The sequence below is a fragment of the Clostridium lamae genome (assembly GCF_033043255.1).
GTDB classification, from domain to species: Bacteria; Bacillota; Clostridia; order Clostridiales; family Clostridiaceae; genus Clostridium; species Clostridium lamae.
On record NZ_JASCQJ010000053.1, the window covers coordinates 1 to 20906 of the forward strand.

Genomic DNA, 20906 nt, shown 5'->3' on the forward strand with positions numbered 1-20906 from the left:
CCTATATTAAATAATCCCGTCTTAAATGCAAAGGCAACTGAAAGTCCAGTAAGCATTAAAGGTGTTGCTGTAGCAATAGTATTACCTATTCTTTCTGAGTTCATCAAACCACCTTTAAATAAATATGTATATCCATCAACAGGATTGAATCCCATAATTAGCATTAATAAAGCACCTGCGATAAGTCCTAGTATTACTGCCATTATAGATTTTATACCTTGATCTCTTCCCATTAACTTTCACCTCTCTTTATTCCTGCCATCATTAATCCAACTTCATTTTCATCTGTTTCAGAGGCATTAACTATTCCTACAAGCTCACCATTATTTACTATGGCAATTCTATCTGAAACATTTAAAACTTCATCTAATTCAAGAGATACTAAAAGCACAGCTTTGCCACTATCTCTTTGTTCAACAAGTCTTTTGTGTATGTATTCTATAGAACCTACATCAAGTCCTCTTGTTGGTTGAACAGCAATTAATAAATCAGGATTTGATAAAATTTCACGTCCAATTATTCCTTTTTGTTGGTTTCCTCCTGATAAAGATCTAGCAATTGACTTTCCTCCCTCACCTGATCTTACATCAAAGGTTTCTATTATATGATTAGAGTATTTTTCTACCTCTTCTCTATTTATAAGACCATTTTTTGAAAAAGGCTTGTTCTTATATACCTTAAGTACCATGTTATCTTCCATAGTATAATCTAAAATAAGTCCTCTTTTATGTCTATCTTCTGGAATATGAGCTATTCCGTCGTCTATTCTTTTTCTAATAGAATTTTTAGTAATATCGTTTCCGTTAAATATTATTTTTCCTTCTTCGATATTTCTCATTCCGGTAATAGCTTCAACTAGTTCTGTTTGACCATTTCCTTCTACTCCAGCTATACCAACAATTTCACCTTTTCTAACTTCTAAACTAAAATTCTTTAATCCTAAAACCTTTTTGTTATTCTTAACAGATACATTTTCTAACTTTAAAACTTCTTCGCCAGGTTTAGCCTCATTCTTCTCAACTTTAAATGATACTTGTCTTCCAACCATCATTCTAGCCATATCAGCTTCTGAAGTTTCTTTTACATTAACAGTTCCAATATATCTTCCTCTTCTAATAACTGTACATCTATCAGCTGCTTCTTTAATTTCCTTTAATTTATGTGTGATTAGAATAATAGATTTACCCTCTTTAATAAGATTTTTCATAATTCCTATTAAATCTTCAATTTCTTGTGGTGTTAATACTGCTGTTGGCTCATCAAAAATAAGGACTTCTGCATTTCTATAAAGCATCTTTAATATCTCAACACGCTGCTGCATACCAACAGATATATCTTCAATTTTTGCATATGGATCCACATTTAATCCATAAGCCTTAGATAATTCTTCAATTCTCTTTGCTGCACTTTTTATATCCACAGATAAGAATTTTTTTGGTTCTAATCCTAAAATAATATTCTCAGTAACAGTAAAGTTTTCAACTAATTTAAAATGCTGGTGAACCATACCTATTCCTAAGTCATTAGCTACATTGGGACTTGAGATTTTAACCTCTTTACCATTTACTTTTATTACTCCTAAATCTGGGCTATACATACCAAATAGCATTCCCATCAATGTAGACTTACCAGCTCCATTTTCTCCTAAAAGAGCATGGATTTCTCCTTTTGCAAGTTGTAATGTAATGTTATCATTTGCTACTATTCCTGGAAATTCCTTACGAATATTAAGCATTTCTACTACATAACTCATGAGCACCCTCCCTGCTTTATTGCTTTTATATATAATGGTTAGATTATCTTTTTATGTAAAATTAATCTAATTATCTCCTAATACAAGAAAAAGACGGTGCTTCCGCCTTTTATCTTTTATATCTATCTATTTTAAATTATTAAATTAAATCACCTTGTTCAGATTTAATTTCAATTTCACCATTCTTAACTTTGTTATATACTTCATCTACTTTTGTAATAGTATCAGCACTTAAGTTTGGATTATTTTCTGGAAGACCTACACCATCATTTTTAATATCAAATGTTAAAGTCTCTCCACCTGGGAAACTTCCATCTAGCTCAGCTTTAATCATATCAAAAGCTGCAGTGTCTAATTTCTTCATTGCTGAAGTTAGTATTACTGATTTATCTCCCTCATATATACCATCTTCATATTGGTCAACATCACAACCGATTACCCAAGCTTCTTTTCCAGATGCAACTCTAGCTTTTGCTTCATTTATTACTCCAATACCAACATTACCAGCTGCTACAAATATAGCTTTAACTCCATTATCATACATAGTAGCTGCTAATTGTTGTCCTGCTGCAACATCTTCAAATGTACCTTGGTAAACTACGTTTTCTGATTTAATACTCATATTAGTTCCTAAGTTTTCATTAGCGTATTTAATACCTTGTTGGAATCCCCAGTTGAATTTTTGAACTGAAGGTATTTGCATACCACCTATAAATCCTAAGTCGCCTTCTTTTAATTCAACAGCAGCTGCTACACCTGCCATAAATCCTGCCTCTTGCTCTGCAAAGAAAATAGCAACACTATTATCACCAACTTTAGCCACTAGTTCATCTCCTGATTTACCATTATTAGGAGAACCATCGATAATTACAAATTTAGCATCTGAATATTTATCTTGTGCATTAAATATTGCAGTTTCAAATTTGAATCCTGGTGCAACTATAAATTTGTATCCTGTGTCATAAAGGTTTCCAATCTCCTTCATGTAATCTGCTTCAGTAGTTCCAGCTGGTTTTAAGTAGTTACTGTCAATTGCTAATTCATCTGTAGCTTTTACTATACCTTCCCAAGTACCTTGGTTAAATGACTTATCGTCTATTGTTCCAGAATTAGTAACCATACCTACTTTAAGATGTGATTGTGCTGATTCTGATTTGTTACCACAGCCTACTAAGCCTGTAACCATTAAAGCAGATAGCGCTAATGCTAGTACTTTTTTCTTCATAAAAAATCCTCCTAATCTTTAGTAACTTAATATTTATCCTTCGAATTTTCAAAGAAATTATACAATATATAACTGGTAATTTCAACAAAGAAAAATATTTTTCTGCATAAATCGACTCTTTTTAAAATATGTAATCATATTTTTATTTTATATATTGATTAAACTTAATATTGCAGCTATTAAAATTGCTGGCAATAAATTTGACACTTTAATCTTAGTTATACCTAATACATTCAGTCCTAATCCAATTATTAACAAACTCCCAACAGCAGTCATATTATTTATTGCTGTATCATTTAAGAAGTTAGATAATAAACTTGCTGCTAAAGTAATACTTCCTTGATAAATAAATACAACTATTGCAGATAATATTACTCCAATTCCAAATGTTGATGCAAAAATAATTGAACTTATTCCATCTAATACAGATTTAGCATAAAGAGTACTATGGTTATTACTTAATCCACTTTCTAAAGAACCTACTATCGCCATTGCACCTACACAAAATAATAAGGTAGCTGTAATAAATCCTTGAGCAACAGATATCTTCTCGCCATTTTTATTGAATCTTTTTTCAATTCTCATTCCTAAATTCTCAAGCTTTTTATCTATATCTATAATCTCACCAATAAATCCACCAATTACAATGGATATTATCATCACTATTGTATTATTTCCTTTAACAGCTCCTGATATACCTATATAAATAACACATAAAGCTAGTCCATTCATTATGGTATCGCTAACTTTTTCATTTATACTTCCCTTGAGAAATAATCCTATTAAAGATCCTATAACTATAGTTAAGCTATTTACTATTGTTCCTAACATAATATCCTCCTTAACATAATAATTCATTTAAAAATTTTCTATAGACAGCATTTCAAGATTTAGTTCACCTTACTAATTATTATATAATATCAAATTCCTCTTTTTAAGAAATTTTTATTATATAAAAAAAAGACGGTATTCCCGTCTTTCTTATCTTATACATAAAGCTTTTTTTAAGGTTACTTTATTAAATCCCCTTGTTCAGCTTTAACTTCAATTTCACCATTTTTAATCTTATTATATACTTCATCTACTTTTGTAGTAGTATCGGCACTTAAGTTTGGATTATTTTCTGGAAGACCTACTCCATCATTTTTAACATCAAATGTTAAAGTTTTTCCTCCTTGGAAATTTCCATCTAATTCATCTTTTATCATATTAAAAGTTGCTACGTCTATTCTCTTCATTGCAGAAGTTAAAATTATTGATTTATCTCCATCATATTTACCATCTTCATATTGGTCAGTATCAACTCCAATGATCCACGCCTCTTTACCTGCAGATGCTCTAGCTTTTGCTTCATTAATAGCACCAACTCCAACTCCACCAGCTGCTGTAAAGATAGCCTTAACTCCATTATCAAACATAGTAGCAGCTAATTGTTGTCCCGCTGCAACATTATCAAACGTACCTTGGTAAACTATATTTTCTGATTTTAGAGTCATTTTAGTATCTAAGTTTTCATTAGCATATTTAACACCTTGTTGGAATCCCCAGTTAAATTTTTGAACTGAAGGTATTTCCATACCACCTATAAAACCTAAGTCTCCTTCTTTTAATTCAAGAGAAGCTGCAACACCTGCTATAAATCCTGCTTCTTCTTCTGCAAAGAAAATAGCAACACTATTATCTCCAACTTTTTCAACTCTTTCGTCTCCAGTTTTTCCATTATTAGGAGAACCATCGATAATTACAAATTTGGCATCTGAATATTTATCTTGTGCATTAAATATTGCAGTTTCAAATTTGAATCCTGGTGCTACTATAAATTTATATCCTGTGTCATAAAGGTTTCCAATCTCCTTCATGTAATCTGCTTCTGTAGTTCCTACTGGTTTTAAATAGTTAGTATCAACGCCTAACTCATCCTTTGCCTTTAAAATACCTTCCCAAGTTCCTTGGTTAAAAGATTTGTCATCTATAGTACCTGCATCTGTAACCATTCCTACTTTTAAATCTGATTCAGCTGATTCTGATTTGTTACCACAGCCTACTAAGCCTGTAACCATCAAAGCTGATAAAACTATTGCTAGTGCTTTTTTCTTCATAAAAAATCCTCCTAATTCTTTAGTAACTTATTACTCATCTTTCGAACTTTCGATTTGATTATACAGTATATTATTCGTAATTTCAACAAATTTCAACATAAAACCACAATTTCGAAATATCGAATATTCGTACTTAATCTTTTTTCTGAAGTATATAAGTTATTTTTAATAATAAGTATATAACTTAATCTTTTGTAATATATAAAAATTTATACCTAAATAACATCATTAAATTCTTTAATAAATCATACTAAATAATATATTATTTTAATTTTTATCTCAATAATTAAATTATCTTGTTAAATTATGAATTTATTGCAAAAATTCTTGAAATACCTCTTTAAAAGAATCTATGCTCATTGGAAGCATCCTAACTCTTTTTAAAGAATATAACCCATCACTTGCACTTGATATTCCATACTCTGTTGTAACAGCCGCTTCAATACCTAATTCCTTTTCGATTTCTATTGTTTCATCATCATATTTCCCTACAGGATAACAAACAAATTTACTATCTACACCAACTTTTTCTTTCAAAGCTTCTCTTCCTTCTTCTATGACAGTGATCTTATCTTCTCTAGATATATTTGTAAATTCTATATGCCTAGAAGTATGATTTTCTATTCCCATGCCATTTTGACTCATCTCTTTTAGCATAGAAGAGTTCATATAAAAACTATCATTATCCGTGTTATTAGTTATTATAAAAAAAGTTGCCTTCATATTATATTCTTTTAATATTCTATATGCATCTGAATAGTTGTCTGCATATCCATCATCGAAAGTTATTGCAACAGGTTTTTTAGGAACATAACCAGTATTGTAGGCTTCTACCACATCTTCTAATAATATCGGCGTAAATCCATTTTCCTTTAACCATTCAACTTCTAACTCAAATTGTTTTACTGAAACCAATAAATTATTGTTAGGATCAGCATCAGAAATTGAATGATACATCAGTATTGGAATCCTCACTGAATTTTTATCTAGAGTTATATAGTTGTCATCCTTTTCTTCTAATGTATCCTCTTGAATGTCCATCTCTTCATCCTCATTATCACCACTATCTTCTGCAATTATATTATTAGCGTCCTCCATATCTTGACTTTTAAATTTATTATCATAAATGTACTTTCCCCCGAAAAATATAATTACAAATAATATTATTACTAAAGATACTCTAAAAAAGTTTTTCATAATTTTCTCTCCTTTAATAAGTATAAGAAAAATATACATTTTTACCATTTTTATGTCAATGAATTTTTAATTTGTATATTTATTAATATTTCGTTATTTTTTCTTAAATCATTGTTTATGATATTTTATTTTTGTATAATAAATCTAAACTATTATTTAAGGAGTGTTTTTTATTGTTTGGATACGTAACTCCTCTAAAAGCAGAGCTTAAAGTAAAGGATTTTACAAGATTTAGAAGTTATTATTGTGGATTATGCCTTCATATAAAAAGCGGTGCAGGTAATCTACCTAGAATGGTGTTAAACTATGACATGACGTTTCTAGCTGTACTTTTAGATTCACTATCAACAAAAGAGCCAGATTTCGAACTTAAACGTTGTATAGTTCATCCTAAAGACAAAAAGCCAGTTGTTATGAATAATGATGCTCTTCAATACGCAGCTGCAATGAATTTGACACTTTATTATCATAAAATAAGAGATGATATAGAGGATGATAATGATATTAAAAGTAAAGTTCTTGAAAAAGTACTATATCCTTATCAAAAAAAGATAAATAAATCTATCGATGAAATAAATGATATAATCAAAACTAATCTTAAAATTTTAAGAGAGCTTGAGAACAATAAAAATTTCTCTTCAATAGATGAGATATGCCATCCTTTTAGTGACATAGTAGGTAATATTCTTAAAGCTTATCCCAAAGAATTGGTTAATGATTGTATCGAATTAAGGAATGACTTATATAGCTTAGGTTATACACTAGGTAAATGGATATACTTAATTGATGCCTTTGATGACTTACAAAAAGATATGAAGGCTAATAAGTTTAATCCAATTAATTATTTATACAACAATAATAATAGCTCCTATGAAGAGCTATTATCATCTATTAAAGATAGACTTGAATTTACAATACTTAACTGTTCATATAATTGTAAAGAAATATTAGCAAGATTACCTTTAAAAAGGAATGAAGATATACTAAAAAATGTTTTGGAACTAGGTATGATGGACAAATATCTAGGAATTTCCAATAATACTAGAGAAGATAAAAGGAGTGGCAAATAATGAATCCATATGAAGTTCTTGGTTTAAAGCCAGGTGCAAGTCAAGAAGAAATAAAAAAAGCTTATAGAAATTTAATTAAACAATATCATCCTGATCAATATGGTGATAATCCTCTAAAAGATTTAGCAGAAGAAAAGATGAGAGAGATTAATACCGCATATGATATGTTAACTAAGAATGCTGATAATAATCAAAATAATTATTATAATAGTTCTAGTAGTAATAATTCTTATAGCAATTCTAATGATAGCTATACGTTCTCTGAAATAAGAAGATTAATTCAATCAAGAAATTTTGCTGAAGCAGAAAGAAGATTAAATTCAATTCAAAACAGAAACGCAGAATGGAACTTTTTATATGGAGTGCTTTTAACTAATAAAGGCTGGTTTGATGCTGGTCTAAATCATATTCAAACTGCTGTTAACATGGATCCTAATAACTTTGAGTATAGACAAACATTAAATTCTTTACATCAAAGAACTTCATCATACAGTGGTAACTATTATAGAACTACAGGTAATTCTTCAGCAAACACTTGTGATTGTTGTATAAACCTTTGGTGTTTAGACTCACTGTGTGAATGTATGGGCGGAGATCTAATAGGATGTTGTTAAAATAAGAGAGAAATCTTAGGTGGTGTTTTATCTATGAAAGCTAAAGAAATTACTTTAAGTGCAATATTAATTGCTTTGACAATCGTCATTTTATACTTAAACCTACTATTACCTATTAGTACAATAAGTATACTTACCCTAGCCTCTCTTTTGATACCAGTAGCTTTAATTAGAGGCTCAATGAAAAGTGCTATTTTAGTATATATAGCTTCGTCTATTTTAGGATTTTTCATACTTCCTATAAATATTATACTTTTATATATATTATTTTTTGGGATTTATGGAATAGTAAAATTCTATATAGAAAAGATAAATAAGCTACCTTTAGAGATACTTATAAAAATAATATTTTTTAATATTATTTTCTTCTTATCATTTTTTGTATTTAAATCATTTATTGCAATAGAAATAACTAAACTTCCTATTCAGCTATTTTGGATACTAGCACAAGTAGTTTTTTTAGTTTTTGATTATGCATTAACATTATTAATATCTTTCTATTTAGAAAGAATTCATCCAAAAATCTAAATAAAGGGATAAATATCATATTCGGTACGACCTCGTAAACTCCAAGTCGCTCTCATATGATATTTATCCCTTTCTATACTGAAGGTAATAATTCCTCATTTCATTCGGAATTATGAAAAATATAATATATATTTTAATAGTCATTTTTTTATTTTCATCTATTCCTAGAACATAGAAGAATTCAAAGCATCCCTATTTTTAATCTAAGAAAGAAAATACAAGTTCTAAAATCCCTTCGGCAATTTCACCTATACCTTCTAATAATTTTTCTGAAAATTTACTTTTTTTCTTTTCAATCTTAACTTCACTTTTTTCATATTTAATTCTCTCAATTGGATCAGAGTTATAAAAATAAGCTTCCTCATAAGTTTTTATTTCATTGAAAACAATTCTATTTTCATCACTATTCAAAATTCTCTCCCCTAACCATATCTTATTTTCAAAATAATTTATACTATTTCTTTACCAAATGGCATTAAAGATAATTTTGCTAACTTTAAAGACTGAACAGCAAATGGAATTCCGATAATAGTAATACATAAAAATAATGCACTCATTAAATTAGCTATACAAAGTTCAAATCCCCCAAAAATAATCCAAAGTATATTTAATAATAAACTCGCACCATCATCATTTTTAGTAACTACTTCTTTTCCAAATGGAGCTAATTGTAGCCTTGCCATTTTAAAGCATTGTTTTCCTATAGGTATCCCAATTATAGTTATAGACCATAAACATCCGATAAAAAACCATCCTAAAGCATTAAAAAAACCACCAAAAATAATCCATATAATATTTCCTAAACACGACATAAAAATCCTACCTTTTTACATTACTTATTTATAAACTTCTTAATTGAACTAATGCACAATTTTCTATAGCATTTATACCATTTTCTTTGCAGTAATTTAATATTTCCTTACTTTCTGCACCTGGTTGTATTAACACATTCTTAATTCCTAACTCGTTAGCCTCTTTCATATATTCGATTCCTAATTTTGAATTTATGCATAAATCTATTGCATCAATATTATGTGGAACTTCCTTGATTGTTTTATATATTCCTTCTCCGCCTTTAGGATGAACTCCACTTACTGCATAACCTTTTTCATCAAATTTATTTAGTATCTTATAGGCATATTTTGACTCATTACTAACATCGCCAATAACAACCCAATTCTTAAGTTTAATTAACTCCTTTATATCCATAATAACCTCCTATAATCTATTCTTTATTTATAATATATACAACTATTACATTTTAATCAATTAATATATTAACCTCTTTATAATTTTCTATCCCTTTAATATAATTCAATTTAACTCTTCTCTAAATGTTGACTTATAATATAATAGAATATATAATTGAGTATATTAAAATTATATATTTTGCTATGATTAGGAGTAGTATTATAAATTCTATACTTAAGAGAGCTGTTGGTTGCTGCAAAACAGTGTATAAATTATAAGAACTTGCCTATGAGCTTACTTGTTAAAAGCAAGTACGGGGAATCCCCCGTTATATTTTTGAGTGAGAAAATTTTTATTTTCTAATAAGAGTGGTACCGCGAATATATCCTTCGTCTCTTAAATGAGATGAGGGATTTTTTTATTTTTTTTACAAACGTTATTTTAGAGGAGGATTAATAATGGCTAAATACGGAACTTCCATTGATAAAAAATGGCAAGATAAGTGGGAAGAAACTAATCTTTATAAATTCGACCCAAATAAAGATGGAGAAAAATTATATGTATTAGAAATGTTCTCTTATCCTTCAGGTAGCCAATTACATGCAGGTCACTGGTTTAATTATGGACCTGTTGATTCATGGGCTAGAATGAAGAGAATGCAAGGATATAATGTATTCCAACCAATGGGGTTTGATGCATTTGGACTTCCAGCTGAAAACTATGCAATAAAGACTGGAATTCATCCAAAGGATTCAACTGATAAGAACATTGAAACTATGGAAAAACAATTAAAAGCAATGGGTGCTATGTTTAACTGGGAAAATGAAGTTATAACTTGTAACCCAGATTATTATAAATGGACTCAATGGGTATTCTTAAAATTATATGAAAAAGGATTAGCATACAGAAAGAAGGCTCCTGTAAATTGGTGTCCATCTTGTAATACAGTTTTAGCTAATGAGCAAGTTGTTGAAGGTCTTTGTGAAAGATGTTCTACAGAAGTAACTAAGAAGGACTTAACTCAATGGTTCTTAAAAATTACTGACTATGCTGATGAACTATTAGAAAAATTAGACACTTTAGATTGGCCAGAAAAAACAGTAGCTATGCAAAAGCATTGGATAGGAAAATCTACTGGTGCGGAAGTTACATTTAAAGTAAAAGATTCAGATTTAAAATTTGATGTATTTACAACAAGAGTTGATACTCTAAACGGTGTAACTTATGTAGTTTTAGCTCCTGAAAATCCATTAGTTGATGAGCTTACAACAGCAGAAAATAAAGAAGCTGTTGAAAATTATAAAGAAGAAGCTAAAAAGCAATCTGATATAGAAAGACAATCATTATCTAGAGAAAAAACTGGAGTATTTATAGGTTCTTATGCAATAAACCCTATAAATAATAAAGAAGTTCCTATCTGGGTAGGTGATTATGTATTAGCAACTTATGGTACTGGAGCTGTTATGGCTGTACCAGCTCATGATGAAAGAGACTTTGCTTTTGCAACTAGATTCAATTTACCAATTGAAAGAGTTATAACTAGTAAAAATGGTGAAAATAATGAATTACCATATTGTGAATATGGTAAGCTAGTTAATTCTGGTGAATTTGATGGACTTACAACTGAAGAAGCTAAAGAAAAAATTGTTGAGAAGTTATCTAAAATGGAATTAGGCTCTGCAAAGGTTAATTATAGATTAAGAGACTGGCTTGTATCTAGACAAAGATACTGGGGAGCTCCTATTCCAATAGTACACTGTGAAGATTGTGGAACTGTAGCAGTACCTGAAAATCAATTACCAGTTGAACTTCCATACAATGTTGAATTTGCACCAGATGGAAAATCACCACTTGCTAAATGTGATGAATTCGTAAATACAACTTGTCCAAAGTGTGGAAAGCCAGCTAAGAGGGAAGTTGATACTTTAGATACTTTCGTTTGTTCATCTTGGTATCAATTAAGATATCCTGATAGCAATAATTCAGAGAAAGCATTTGATAAGGATATAGTAAATAAAATGCTTCCTGTTGATAAATACGTTGGTGGCCCAGAACATGCTTGTATGCACTTATTATATGCTAGATTCATAACTAAGGCTTTAAGAGATATGGGATACCTAGACTTTGATGAGCCATTTAAATCTTTAACTCACCAAGGATTAATACTTGGACCAGATGGATTAAAGATGAGCAAATCAAAGGGAAATACTATTTCTCCAAACGATTATATCTCTGAATATGGATCAGATGTATTTAGAATGTATCTAATGTTTGGTTTTGCATATGTTGAAGGTGGCGCTTGGAGTGATGATGGTCTTAAATCTGTGGCAAGATTTGTAGATAGAATTGAAAGATATCTTGAAACTGCAAGAGAAGCAATAGAAAAAGGTGATAATAGCAAAACTACTGTTGATAAAGCAGAAAAAGAATTAAACTTCTGGTTACACAATGCAATTAAAGGTGTAACTGAAGATGCTGAAAAGATGCAATTTAATACTGCAATTGCAAGAATGATGGAATTTGTAAATGCTTTATCTAAGTACTTACAAGAAGATGTTAAGAACTTAGAATTCTTAAAGAAAACTTGTATTGATTTCTTAAAGATTTTAGCACCATTTGCTCCTCACTTTGCTGAAGAAGAGTGGAGTCAATTAGGATTAGATTATTCAATCTTTAATCAAGAATGGCCAAAATTTGATCCTAAAGCTTTAGTTAAGGATGAAGTTGAAATTGCAATCCAAGTTAATGGAAAAATAAAAGCTAAGATAAATGTTCCTACTGATTTAGATGAAGAAGGAATTAAAGCTGCTTCATTAGCTAATGAAAATGTAATAGCTGCAACTGAAGGCAAAAATATAGTTAAGGTTATAGTTATTAAAGGAAGATTAGTAAATATAGTAGTTAAATAAAAATAAGGCACATTATGTGCCTTATTTTTATTTATTAAATTTTAATTTTTTTAAAGAAAAATATAATAAAACTATTGCAAATAAGGTTATCACTAATCTTATATAATTTTGCTCAATATTTATTAAATCATAACTAACTAAAGCTTCTAATGCTATAGACGGAATTTTACCAAAGAAAGTCGCTATAGTAAAAATCTTACCATTAACATTACTTATTGAAGCAGCTAAAGTTACAAGTCCCGAAGGTATAAAAGGTATTAATCTTCCTTCAAAGATTAAGAAACCTACCTTATTCCCCTCCCCTTCTACTATTGCATTTAATAATCTATGTTTATTCTTTATATTTTCTACACTCTTTTTAAATCCTAATCTATAGACTATAAAAGTTATATATCCACCTATTACTTCTCCTAATAATGATATTATAAACCCCAAAATAGGTCCAAAAAACACTATATTTGCTCCAGTAACAAATATAGATGGAACAATACCTAATAAAGCAATAATAATGCTTATAATAAGAGATATAGGTACTGAGTACATGCTATACTGTTGAAATAAGTTAACAATACTATCTAAATCAAACATAAATACAAACTAACCAAATCCTTTTTAATCATCTAGGGCTTCTTTAAATCCAGCTAGAACCTTGCTTACTAATTTTTCATCAAGTTGTCTATAATGCTTTAATAAATCTGATTCTTGCATTGCACCAAATATTTTTTTGCTTATTTCCATCCATAACTCTGGAATGTACACCCATACTATTTCTTCATATTTACAACTTAAAAGGAAATGCTCCAATCCCCAAAATAAATACTCTTTTATTTTATGTAGTCTATTAAATTTTACATAATCCTCTACGACTCTACTTTTAAGCTTATATTCATAAATATCTACGTAAAAATAATCGAAGTCTTCACTCTCAGCTTCGAAAGCATCCTTATTTATTATTTTTATCTTTTCATTTTCTTCGAAGTTAGAATTATATAAATCTATAATATCTTTCTCTTTTTCATAAACTACTACTTCATCTATATCTGTTTTTTTAGCTAGCTCTTGGGCTACATATCCAAGACCTAATCCAACCACTCCAACTTTTCCCTTAGCATACTTTATAAACATGTATGAACTTTCTATTTCTAAAGGTGATATCCTCATCCAAATATTATCTGGTCCATGTAGTTCTAAAACATTGAAATCCCTTTTCCCTTTTTTCCTATACATATATCCATCTATATATTCACTATTATTATTAAACTTCTTTATTTCAAAATTTCCAATCCTTCTTAAGGATATAGAATTATTATATTCATTAATTTTTTCATTTACGTACTTCTTATCATATGGCTTCAAAATAAAAACTTCCCTTCCTAATAAGTATAAACTGCTTATAAATACTATTATATTTATACTGTAATCTATTGACAATAAATATTTATTAAAATTCACTTTATTTTACATCAAAAAACTCTTGATATTTCAAGCTACTATGTTATACTAGTGATATAAATTATCATTTAGAAATAGAAGGTGTAAATATGGATAAAATATTATTAAGTGAAGAAGCATACAAAGAATTTAAGGACTTCTTAGATGAAAATGAAGTTGATAACTATAGCATTAGAATTAACTTAGCTGGTTTTGGTTGCAGTGGCCCTGCTTTTAATATATCTGTTGACGATGCTAAAGATGGAGATGTTACTCAAAAAGTTAACGATATAGTTTTCGTTGTAGAAGAAAAACTAGTTGATGAATTCGGTGGATTCAAGCTACTTTCAACTGAAGAAAATGAAGGAAGAGGTTTATCTCTAAAGCCTGTAATTGAAAGTGAAAGCGGCGGATGTGGATCTTGCGGTGGCGGATGTCACTAATTATCAACAATAATTAGATAACATAAACCAAAAAAACTCAAACTTTAAAGTTTGAGTTTTTTATTTTTGATAATAATACATTATTACCACGCAATTATTTCTGCTCCATCTTCGGTAACTAAAACTGTGTATTCCCATTGAGCTGAATAACCGCCGTCTTCTGTGAATACTGTCCATTCGTCATCTTCATCTACGAAAACTTCATAATCTCCTTGATTAAGCATTGGTTCAATAGTAAATACCATTCCAGGAACTAAAACCATTCCTTCTCCTCTTTTGCCAACATGGGCAACAAAAGGATCTTCATGAAACTTTATACCAACTCCATGTCCTCCAAAAGCTCTAACAACTGAAAAACCATTAGCTTCTGCATGTTCCTGTATAGCTGCCCCAACGTCCCCTAAGAATCCCCAAGGCTTAACTGCTTCAAATCCTTTATCTAAACATTCCTTAGCAACCTTAACTAGTCTTTCATCCTCTTTCGCTACATTTCCTATCATAAACATTCTTGATGCATCAGAATAGTATCCATTATAAATAGTTGATACATCTACGTTAACTATATCTCCATCCATTAATATAGTATCTTCACTTGGTATCCCATGACAAACAACGTCATTTATTGATACACATACGCTTTTAGGAAATCCACCATAATTTAGTGGAGCTGGTACTGCACCATTATTAACAGTGAAATCGTGAACTAATTTGTCAATTTCCTCTGTATTCATACCTAATTCTATTTTTTCTTGAACTAAATCTAATACAGCATTATTAATTTTAGCACTTTCTTTTATACCTTGAATTTGCTCTTGATTTTTTATCATATCCCTAGTTGGTACTTCATATCCCTTATATCTTAATGCTTCTAACTTCTCATCAAATTCTAAATGACACTTTTTATACTTCTTGCCACTATTGCACCAACATTGGTCATTTCTATTTAAATCCATAAACTACCTCCTTAATACTATCTTTGTTTTTACCATGTACTATATAGTATTATTTATCATCTATATATTTAATATATCACAAATAAAAGAAAAAGGGAGATTAATACACTATTTATTTTATAGTTTATTAATCTCCATATATTATCCTTTAAGTATAAATTCATAATCTCCATAAGGTTCTATAACAGAATTTATCCCCTTTAGTATATCTATCCAATACTCCTTTTTTATATAAGTAATTTCTCTTTTATCATCATCTATATCTTTAATATTAACTTCATTAAAATTATTATAAAAAGTATTAAGTTCATTACTCATATTATATATTTCAGTAAAGTTATCTAGTACTTCCCCCTCCAAAAGGATCTTATCATAATGAGTTTTCATTTCGTAATTTAAATGTTCAAATAATAGACATTCAACTCTTGAATAGACCTCATTTGGAACTTCATTTGAAATTTTTGATTTCTTATTTAATGAGATTATTTCTTCATTTCCGTATTCCTTATAGTTTGCCCAAAGATTTATAAACTCCTTAGATATTGAACTATAATTCTTATATAAAGCTAATAACTCTTCATTACTAACACTTTTAGCTTTAATACACTGTTGTAATGTACTTAGTGAGCTTTCATTTCTGTTTCTAATTTCTTCAATACTCTTGTAAGTTTCCTTACCTATTAATATTTTATACCTAGAATTCATTATTGAAGTGTAAACGTTTATGAGTAAACTAGAAAACAAAACAAAAATTATAATCAATATACTGGCATTCTTGCTTATTTTAAAAGATTTCATAAAACACCCCCACATTGACGTATTATATCATAAATTATAAAACATTTCTAGTATTCATATCTCCATTGGATAAATTTCCCAATTATTCTTATATAAATTTAAACTAAAATGTTAAGAAATTAATAACTATGTGAATAAAGAGAAAACCTCCTTTAATAGGTTTTCTCTTTATTTTAAATTACATAACTGATTATTCACTATTAATTTTCTAGTTTTTAGATACTTATATTAGAAATATCTACCATGCTCTTGTTGATATTCTTTTATCATTTCTAGTCCAGCAGTTCCACCTTCACCTTTTTTTACATTTGTAGAAATTCTTTTTATCTCTCCATAGGGCTTTTCTAAAGATAAATCTTCATCTCCAGTTATTACCCAAATTGTATTAGGTCTAAATGGTTTAACTTCTAACTCTTTCTCTCCAACTCCATCTGTAAAATATATAAGTACAGAATTTCTTAATTTATTATCTCTTATATATTTAAATACTGGTGAGAATTTTGTTGATCCATTTTTTGCTGATCTTTTTTTAATATCATTTTTAGATTTTATTTCATAAATACGTCTTATTTCATTATCACACTCTATTACAGTAATTTTATTTGTTCTAGTTCTAGTAATCTCTAATACTTCAATTAGTATCTTATTAAACTCTTCTTCGCTCATAGAAGCACTTATATCTAAAGCTACAATAACTTCTGGAACATTATTAGGAAGGCTTCCCCTTAAATCTAACCTTTCAGGTTGTCTTCTGTTCCTTCTCATTATAGTTTTCTTTTCCCCAGCTCTTAAAGATGGTATCACCCTCTTAAGTAAATCTTGCCAAGAAATTTCCGCTTTTTCAGTATAAGAGTTTATTATTCCTACTATATCCTTAGGTGCATTTCCATTATACGAACTAATTGCTGTTTTCTTAGTCATATCCTTTATAGCATCTTGATTAAGTGTACTTTCTTCCCATACATCATGTGCTTTAGAAATATCTATCATATCACCTATATCATTATTTTTTTCATCTTTAATGCTCTCAGATAATCTTGTTTTAATTGCTTTCTCAATTTCTTCAGCATAAACCTCAATTGGTTTATCTTCTTTTAAATTAGCACTATACTCTTTATTTACTCTTTCAATTTTATAGCTTTCCATAGGAAGATTTTTAATAAATTGATTTATAGATATATCCATTGCTAAATTAACTGCAAGATTAGTATATTTTTGCTTAAGAATTCTTTCTCTTTCATGATGTCCATACATAATATGATATATCTCATGCTTAAATAATGCCTGCATTTCTCTTTTATCACAAGATAGGAATAGCAATGGGTTAAAATACATCCTGAAGCCCTGCATTTTAGGAACAGTTGCTAATGGCCAAGTAATATTAAGCCTAATATTTCTCTCTATTCTTACTAAAAATTGCCCAAAGAAACTATCCTCCCCCTCAAGCATATCGATAATAACATTTTCAACTAAGGAAAAAAATTCTCTTTCAAAACCAATATAGACATTTCCATTTTCCTTCATATCCAAAGCTTGCTTTAATAAACTATCTCGTCTTTCTTCAAATCTCATAAGATTCCATCCTATTCATATATGCTGAAGAAGGAATCTAAAAACATATCTTCATTTAATAAATCCAGGTATGTTTCTTCTTTTACATCGCCTTTTATTTCTTTCATGATCCCAAGTCTTAAGTCCTTTGGATAACAAGTTAATAAATCTGAAAATAGCTTTCTATTGGCTTCATTATTATTTTGATTTAAATATCTAATTGAGTTTTTTGCTAGTATATATAATCTAGAATGACTTTCTCCTCTTATTTCTTCTTTAATCTCCATAGGTAATATCATATATAAGAATAAATCTTCCGACTTAATTAGTGGATTCTTTATATTTTTAATATAATTAATAAAATCAGTTGCAATACTTATTCCTACATTCCCTTTAACTACGTTATAAAAAATATCTAGTGAATAAGTTTGAGCATTTTTTAAATATACATTATAAGCCTTAGCAACCCTCTCCCAGCTTCTTGGAGTAGCCTTAATTGATTCATTTGAATTAGTAACATTTAAATACTCTGGAAAATTTGATAAAAATTCTATAATATGCTCATGTACATTCACTTCATCACTCATAGCCCATTTTATCCATTCCTTAATATCTGAACTTAATTCAATCCATACAAATCTATCTTCTTGAGCATTATCCATATCAACAACTTGATAATCACTATCCTCATATCCATCATATTTATTAGAAGGATTCATTGCTGCTACTATTTTTACATTATCATATAATTTATATCCATTAATTTCTCTATTTAATATTAAATTCATAAGCTCTTGCTGAACAGCATGCTCACATCTATTTAATTCATCTATAAATAATAGCACTCCATTATATTCATTATCTGATATTGCTTTATCAATTTCTATTAACTTATAATGTGTTGCATATCTTGTCCTTCCACCTTCAACTATTGGAAGACCACCTATTTCACCTTCCTTTAGAAGATTGGCATCTATGTTTACTAAATAATAATTTTTTTCATTACAAATTCTTTTTACTAAGGAAGTCTTTCCTATACCTGCTTCTCCAATAATTAAAGGAACACTTCCTGATTCTAATACTAATTCAACAGTACTTATTGCTTCTGAAAACTTCATACTCTCACCTCATTTTATCTTGAAAGTTTATAATCAACTAATAAGACCTTAGCCTTTTTACTTCCATATTCTCTTATAAAATTTATCTTATCCATCTCTAAAATTTCTAGTTCTAAAAAGTCCTTTATATAATTTTCATCAACTGATTCTTCTTTAATTTTTTCCATAACTACATTAACTACAAAGTCTACATCAATTGAATCATATACATATTTAACAACCTTTATATTATCTCCTATTAATATACTTAGTTCTTCTAAGCTAAAGTTAATATAATTTATTGCCTCTGCATTCCCTCTAACAGCTTCTCTTCTAGCTTCTAAAGTAGGGTTATCTATAAACTTTATAGCAGCCCAGTACTTTTTAATTGCAGCAAGTTGAACTTCTTCTGATGGCTCTTTTATATATTTAATTGAGTCAAAGTCCTTAGATACTGCTTTCATTTGCATTTCTTCAGTAGGATTCTCTATAAATTGTATAGCCCATCCTTTAGCATTTACTGCTACTAACTTAACCTTATCTGTAGGATTTTTAATATACTTTAATGAATTCCAAAGTAATTTCACTGCTAAACTTGAGTTTTCCTCATCTAAATCTTCAATATATTCAACTGCTAATGGATTATTTTTTATTGCTACCTCTTTGATTTCATTTGTAGGATTTTTTATATATTTTATTGCTAATCCATTCTTCTTAACAGCCTCTAAAATTAATTCTTCACTTGGATTATCTATATACCTAATATATAATGGATTATCATATATCTTTTTTAAATCATTATTTTCCATGTTTCTTCCCTTCTTAATCATAACGCTATTCTATTCATTATTAATACTCATTTTATTCCCTTACATTATACAACAATTAATCAATAATTACTATTACTATTATTTAATAATTATTATCTATAAATTAGCATAAAAACAATTACATCTCATTTTAAATCAAAAAAGGTAAAAGTATCTTTAAATAACTCTGTCTTAAGGGTTATAGCCCAATGTAAAATGTAGAATTAAAGAAAAAACTCCTTGCGGAGTTTCTAGAATAAATATATTTTACAATTACTTGTGCTCATGATTTCTAATATGGTTTTCACAATAACACTTTTTACCTGAACATTTTGAACAATATCTAAACTCCATTTTAGGATCATCTTTTTCTGTAATTCCACAGACTTCACACTTATGAAAGATTTCTTTTTCTTTTATCTGTGACTTAAATTTTTGCTGTCTTCTATAATTAATAGCACCACTCTTTGTTCCTGTAACTATATCTTTTCCAAAGAATACAAAAAAGTTTATTAAAGGGACTAAAGTCAATATCTTTCCTGCAAAAGATCCAGCTTGTAAGAAATTAAACCCTATAATAATCCAATTAAATATTGCAAGATATTTAACCTTGATTGGTATTATATATAATAGTAGTACTTGGAAGTTTGGATATATTCTAGCAAAAGCTAAAAATAATGAAAGATTAATAAATGTTCCAGTAGCCTGAGCTCCAGTTATCATGGAAACAACAATTGTAGCAATCATACCAATAAAATAATAAAAGTTAAACTTAAATTCTCCCCACTCATGCTCCAAGCCAGTTCCTGCTAAATAATAGAAATACATTGAAAATATAAAAAATATTGGAGTAGTATTTTCTGGTACAAAAATAAATGTTACAAGTCTCCAAATTTCTCCTTGCATTACCTTAGATGGTATTAGAGATATAGTATTAATTAAGGTATAATCATTGCTTATCATAGTAAATCCATAAACGAGAATAGTTCCACTAATTATAATAAGCATTAAATTTCTTATATAAAACTTCCCTATCTTTCTTTCTAATTTATTCAACCAATTCATAAAAATAGATATCTCCTTTACAATTTATTTCTTACTATATTTAATAAATCTTCTATAGAAAACTCAGTTCTCTTCATAGATAAAGTTACCATATTGTTTATTAAAAATGAAGTTAATTTTCTAGTTTCAATATTCATAGTTATATCTTTATTATCTTTATGTAATTCTATTAT

21 protein-coding genes, 1 pseudogene and 1 other annotated feature are annotated in these 20906 nt (G+C 28.7%); of the genes and pseudogenes, 5 read left to right on the forward strand and 17 right to left on the reverse strand.

What is annotated here, in order from left to right:
* The 6 genes and pseudogenes from QK892_RS16740 to QK892_RS16765 form a co-directional block, all read right to left on the reverse strand.
* Positions 1 to 233 (reverse strand): annotated as a pseudogene (locus tag QK892_RS16740) (ABC transporter permease); the annotation flags it as partial.
* A complete protein-coding gene (locus QK892_RS16745) occupies positions 233 to 1753 on the reverse strand; it encodes an ABC transporter ATP-binding protein (protein ID WP_317274686.1) in 1521 nt (506 codons plus the stop codon). The pseudogene QK892_RS16740 and the gene QK892_RS16745, both read right to left, overlap by 1 nt.
* A gap of 139 nt (positions 1754 to 1892) precedes the next feature.
* Positions 1893 to 2978, reverse strand: a complete 1086-nt coding sequence (locus QK892_RS16750) for a BMP family lipoprotein (protein ID WP_317274687.1) — start codon at positions 2976 to 2978, stop codon at positions 1893 to 1895.
* A gap of 147 nt (positions 2979 to 3125) precedes the next feature.
* Entirely contained in the window at positions 3126 to 3809 is a 684-nt protein-coding gene (locus tag QK892_RS16755; RefSeq protein ID WP_317274688.1) for a DUF554 domain-containing protein, read from the reverse strand.
* Positions 3810 to 3988: 179 nt separating this feature from the next.
* Positions 3989 to 5077: a BMP family lipoprotein gene (locus QK892_RS16760; RefSeq protein WP_317274689.1), complete on the reverse strand. Its 1089-nt coding sequence runs from the start codon at positions 5075 to 5077 to the stop codon at positions 3989 to 3991.
* 312 nt (positions 5078 to 5389) lie between these two features.
* Positions 5390 to 6274, reverse strand: coding sequence for a polysaccharide deacetylase family protein (locus QK892_RS16765; RefSeq protein ID WP_317274690.1), 885 nt, complete (start codon positions 6272 to 6274; stop codon positions 5390 to 5392).
* Between the two features lie 173 nt (positions 6275 to 6447).
* Between QK892_RS16765 and QK892_RS16770 the strand changes: the two genes are divergently transcribed.
* The 3 genes from QK892_RS16770 to QK892_RS16780 are packed head-to-tail and all read left to right on the forward strand — an operon-like array spanning position 6448 to position 8486.
* Positions 6448 to 7344, forward strand: a complete 897-nt coding sequence (locus QK892_RS16770; RefSeq protein WP_317274691.1) for a DUF5685 family protein — start codon at positions 6448 to 6450, stop codon at positions 7342 to 7344.
* On the forward strand, positions 7344 to 7958 hold the full coding sequence (locus QK892_RS16775) for a J domain-containing protein (protein WP_317274692.1): 615 nt from the start codon (positions 7344 to 7346) through the stop codon (positions 7956 to 7958). The genes QK892_RS16770 and QK892_RS16775 overlap by 1 nt, the downstream gene beginning before the upstream one ends.
* 33 nt (positions 7959 to 7991) lie before the next feature.
* On the forward strand, positions 7992 to 8486 hold the full coding sequence (locus QK892_RS16780) for a hypothetical protein (RefSeq protein WP_317274693.1): 495 nt from the start codon (positions 7992 to 7994) through the stop codon (positions 8484 to 8486).
* 198 nt (positions 8487 to 8684) lie between these two features.
* Here the strand turns inward: QK892_RS16780 and QK892_RS16785 are convergent, their stop codons facing one another.
* From QK892_RS16785 to QK892_RS16795, 3 genes are read right to left on the reverse strand one after another with little or no spacing between them, the layout of a single operon-like run.
* On the reverse strand, positions 8685 to 8897 hold the full coding sequence (locus QK892_RS16785) for a hypothetical protein (protein ID WP_317274694.1): 213 nt from the start codon (positions 8895 to 8897) through the stop codon (positions 8685 to 8687).
* A 38-nt stretch (positions 8898 to 8935) separates the two neighbouring features.
* Positions 8936 to 9298: a YccF domain-containing protein gene (locus tag QK892_RS16790; RefSeq protein ID WP_317274695.1), complete on the reverse strand. Its 363-nt coding sequence runs from the start codon at positions 9296 to 9298 to the stop codon at positions 8936 to 8938.
* 28 nt (positions 9299 to 9326) lie between these two features.
* On the reverse strand, positions 9327 to 9695 hold the full coding sequence (locus tag QK892_RS16795) for a CoA-binding protein (protein ID WP_317274696.1): 369 nt from the start codon (positions 9693 to 9695) through the stop codon (positions 9327 to 9329).
* A 176-nt stretch (positions 9696 to 9871) separates the two neighbouring features.
* Positions 9872 to 10077, forward strand: a binding site (T-box leader).
* A 58-nt stretch (positions 10078 to 10135) separates the two neighbouring features.
* Here QK892_RS16795 and leuS point away from each other — a divergent pair.
* On the forward strand, positions 10136 to 12586 hold the full coding sequence (gene leuS, locus QK892_RS16800) for a leucine--tRNA ligase (protein ID WP_317274697.1): 2451 nt from the start codon (positions 10136 to 10138) through the stop codon (positions 12584 to 12586).
* 27 nt (positions 12587 to 12613) lie between these two features.
* Here leuS and QK892_RS16805 read toward each other — a convergent pair whose 3' ends face one another.
* Entirely contained in the window at positions 12614 to 13174 is a 561-nt protein-coding gene (locus tag QK892_RS16805) for a TVP38/TMEM64 family protein (protein WP_317274698.1), read from the reverse strand.
* Between the two features lie 24 nt (positions 13175 to 13198).
* Positions 13199 to 13942, reverse strand: coding sequence for an rRNA adenine N-6-methyltransferase family protein (locus QK892_RS16810; RefSeq protein WP_317274699.1), 744 nt, complete (start codon positions 13940 to 13942; stop codon positions 13199 to 13201).
* Positions 13943 to 14127: 185 nt separating this feature from the next.
* On the opposite strand from QK892_RS16810, the gene QK892_RS16815 reads away from it, so the two are divergent.
* On the forward strand, positions 14128 to 14460 hold the full coding sequence (locus tag QK892_RS16815) for a HesB-like protein (protein ID WP_317274700.1): 333 nt from the start codon (positions 14128 to 14130) through the stop codon (positions 14458 to 14460).
* An 83-nt stretch (positions 14461 to 14543) separates the two neighbouring features.
* On the opposite strand, the gene QK892_RS16820 is transcribed toward QK892_RS16815, so the two are convergent.
* The 6 genes from QK892_RS16820 to QK892_RS16845 form a co-directional block, all read right to left on the reverse strand.
* The gene (locus QK892_RS16820) at positions 14544 to 15413 is read right to left on the reverse strand and encodes a methionyl aminopeptidase (RefSeq protein ID WP_317274701.1); all 870 of its coding nucleotides are present in this window, start codon (positions 15411 to 15413) and stop codon (positions 14544 to 14546) included.
* 141 nt (positions 15414 to 15554) lie between these two features.
* Positions 15555 to 16211: a hypothetical protein gene (locus QK892_RS16825; RefSeq protein WP_317274702.1), complete on the reverse strand. Its 657-nt coding sequence runs from the start codon at positions 16209 to 16211 to the stop codon at positions 15555 to 15557.
* Positions 16212 to 16439: 228 nt separating this feature from the next.
* Positions 16440 to 17783 carry a vWA domain-containing protein gene (locus tag QK892_RS16830; protein ID WP_317274703.1) on the reverse strand — a complete coding sequence of 448 codons (1344 nt, stop codon included), beginning with the start codon at positions 17781 to 17783 and terminating at the stop codon, positions 16440 to 16442.
* An 11-nt stretch (positions 17784 to 17794) separates the two neighbouring features.
* Complete coding sequence (locus QK892_RS16835; protein WP_317274704.1) at positions 17795 to 18880, reverse strand: AAA family ATPase; 1086 nt, start codon at positions 18878 to 18880, stop codon at positions 17795 to 17797.
* Between the two features lie 14 nt (positions 18881 to 18894).
* Complete coding sequence (locus QK892_RS16840; RefSeq protein WP_317274705.1) at positions 18895 to 19668, reverse strand: hypothetical protein; 774 nt, start codon at positions 19666 to 19668, stop codon at positions 18895 to 18897.
* A gap of 273 nt (positions 19669 to 19941) precedes the next feature.
* Positions 19942 to 20733: a rhomboid family intramembrane serine protease gene (locus QK892_RS16845; RefSeq protein ID WP_317274706.1), complete on the reverse strand. Its 792-nt coding sequence runs from the start codon at positions 20731 to 20733 to the stop codon at positions 19942 to 19944.
* Between the last annotated feature and the right edge of the window lie 173 nt (positions 20734 to 20906).

What these genes read in the sequence shown, in the direction of transcription:
- QK892_RS16745 (WP_317274686.1), bottom strand. Translation starts at nt 1,753, where the DNA reads ATGAGTTATGTAGTAGAAATGCTTAATATTCGTAAGGAATTTCCAGGA.
- QK892_RS16750 (WP_317274687.1), bottom strand. Translation starts at nt 2,978, where the DNA reads ATGAAGAAAAAAGTACTAGCATTAGCGCTATCTGCTTTAATGGTTACA.
- QK892_RS16755 (WP_317274688.1), bottom strand. Translation starts at nt 3,809, where the DNA reads ATGTTAGGAACAATAGTAAATAGCTTAACTATAGTTATAGGATCTTTA.
- QK892_RS16760 (WP_317274689.1), bottom strand. Translation starts at nt 5,077, where the DNA reads ATGAAGAAAAAAGCACTAGCAATAGTTTTATCAGCTTTGATGGTTACA.
- QK892_RS16765 (WP_317274690.1), bottom strand. Translation starts at nt 6,274, where the DNA reads ATGAAAAACTTTTTTAGAGTATCTTTAGTAATAATATTATTTGTAATT.
- QK892_RS16775 (WP_317274692.1), top strand. Translation starts at nt 7,344, where the DNA reads ATGAATCCATATGAAGTTCTTGGTTTAAAGCCAGGTGCAAGTCAAGAA.
- QK892_RS16780 (WP_317274693.1), top strand. Translation starts at nt 7,992, where the DNA reads ATGAAAGCTAAAGAAATTACTTTAAGTGCAATATTAATTGCTTTGACA.
- QK892_RS16790 (WP_317274695.1), bottom strand. Translation starts at nt 9,298, where the DNA reads ATGTCGTGTTTAGGAAATATTATATGGATTATTTTTGGTGGTTTTTTT.
- QK892_RS16795 (WP_317274696.1), bottom strand. Translation starts at nt 9,695, where the DNA reads ATGGATATAAAGGAGTTAATTAAACTTAAGAATTGGGTTGTTATTGGC.
- leuS (WP_317274697.1), top strand. Translation starts at nt 10,136, where the DNA reads ATGGCTAAATACGGAACTTCCATTGATAAAAAATGGCAAGATAAGTGG.
- QK892_RS16805 (WP_317274698.1), bottom strand. Translation starts at nt 13,174, where the DNA reads ATGTTTGATTTAGATAGTATTGTTAACTTATTTCAACAGTATAGCATG.
- QK892_RS16815 (WP_317274700.1), top strand. Translation starts at nt 14,128, where the DNA reads ATGGATAAAATATTATTAAGTGAAGAAGCATACAAAGAATTTAAGGAC.
- QK892_RS16820 (WP_317274701.1), bottom strand. Translation starts at nt 15,413, where the DNA reads ATGGATTTAAATAGAAATGACCAATGTTGGTGCAATAGTGGCAAGAAG.
- QK892_RS16825 (WP_317274702.1), bottom strand. Translation starts at nt 16,211, where the DNA reads ATGAAATCTTTTAAAATAAGCAAGAATGCCAGTATATTGATTATAATT.
- QK892_RS16830 (WP_317274703.1), bottom strand. Translation starts at nt 17,783, where the DNA reads ATGAGATTTGAAGAAAGACGAGATAGTTTATTAAAGCAAGCTTTGGAT.
- QK892_RS16835 (WP_317274704.1), bottom strand. Translation starts at nt 18,880, where the DNA reads ATGAAGTTTTCAGAAGCAATAAGTACTGTTGAATTAGTATTAGAATCA.
- QK892_RS16840 (WP_317274705.1), bottom strand. Translation starts at nt 19,668, where the DNA reads ATGGAAAATAATGATTTAAAAAAGATATATGATAATCCATTATATATT.
- QK892_RS16845 (WP_317274706.1), bottom strand. Translation starts at nt 20,733, where the DNA reads ATGAATTGGTTGAATAAATTAGAAAGAAAGATAGGGAAGTTTTATATA.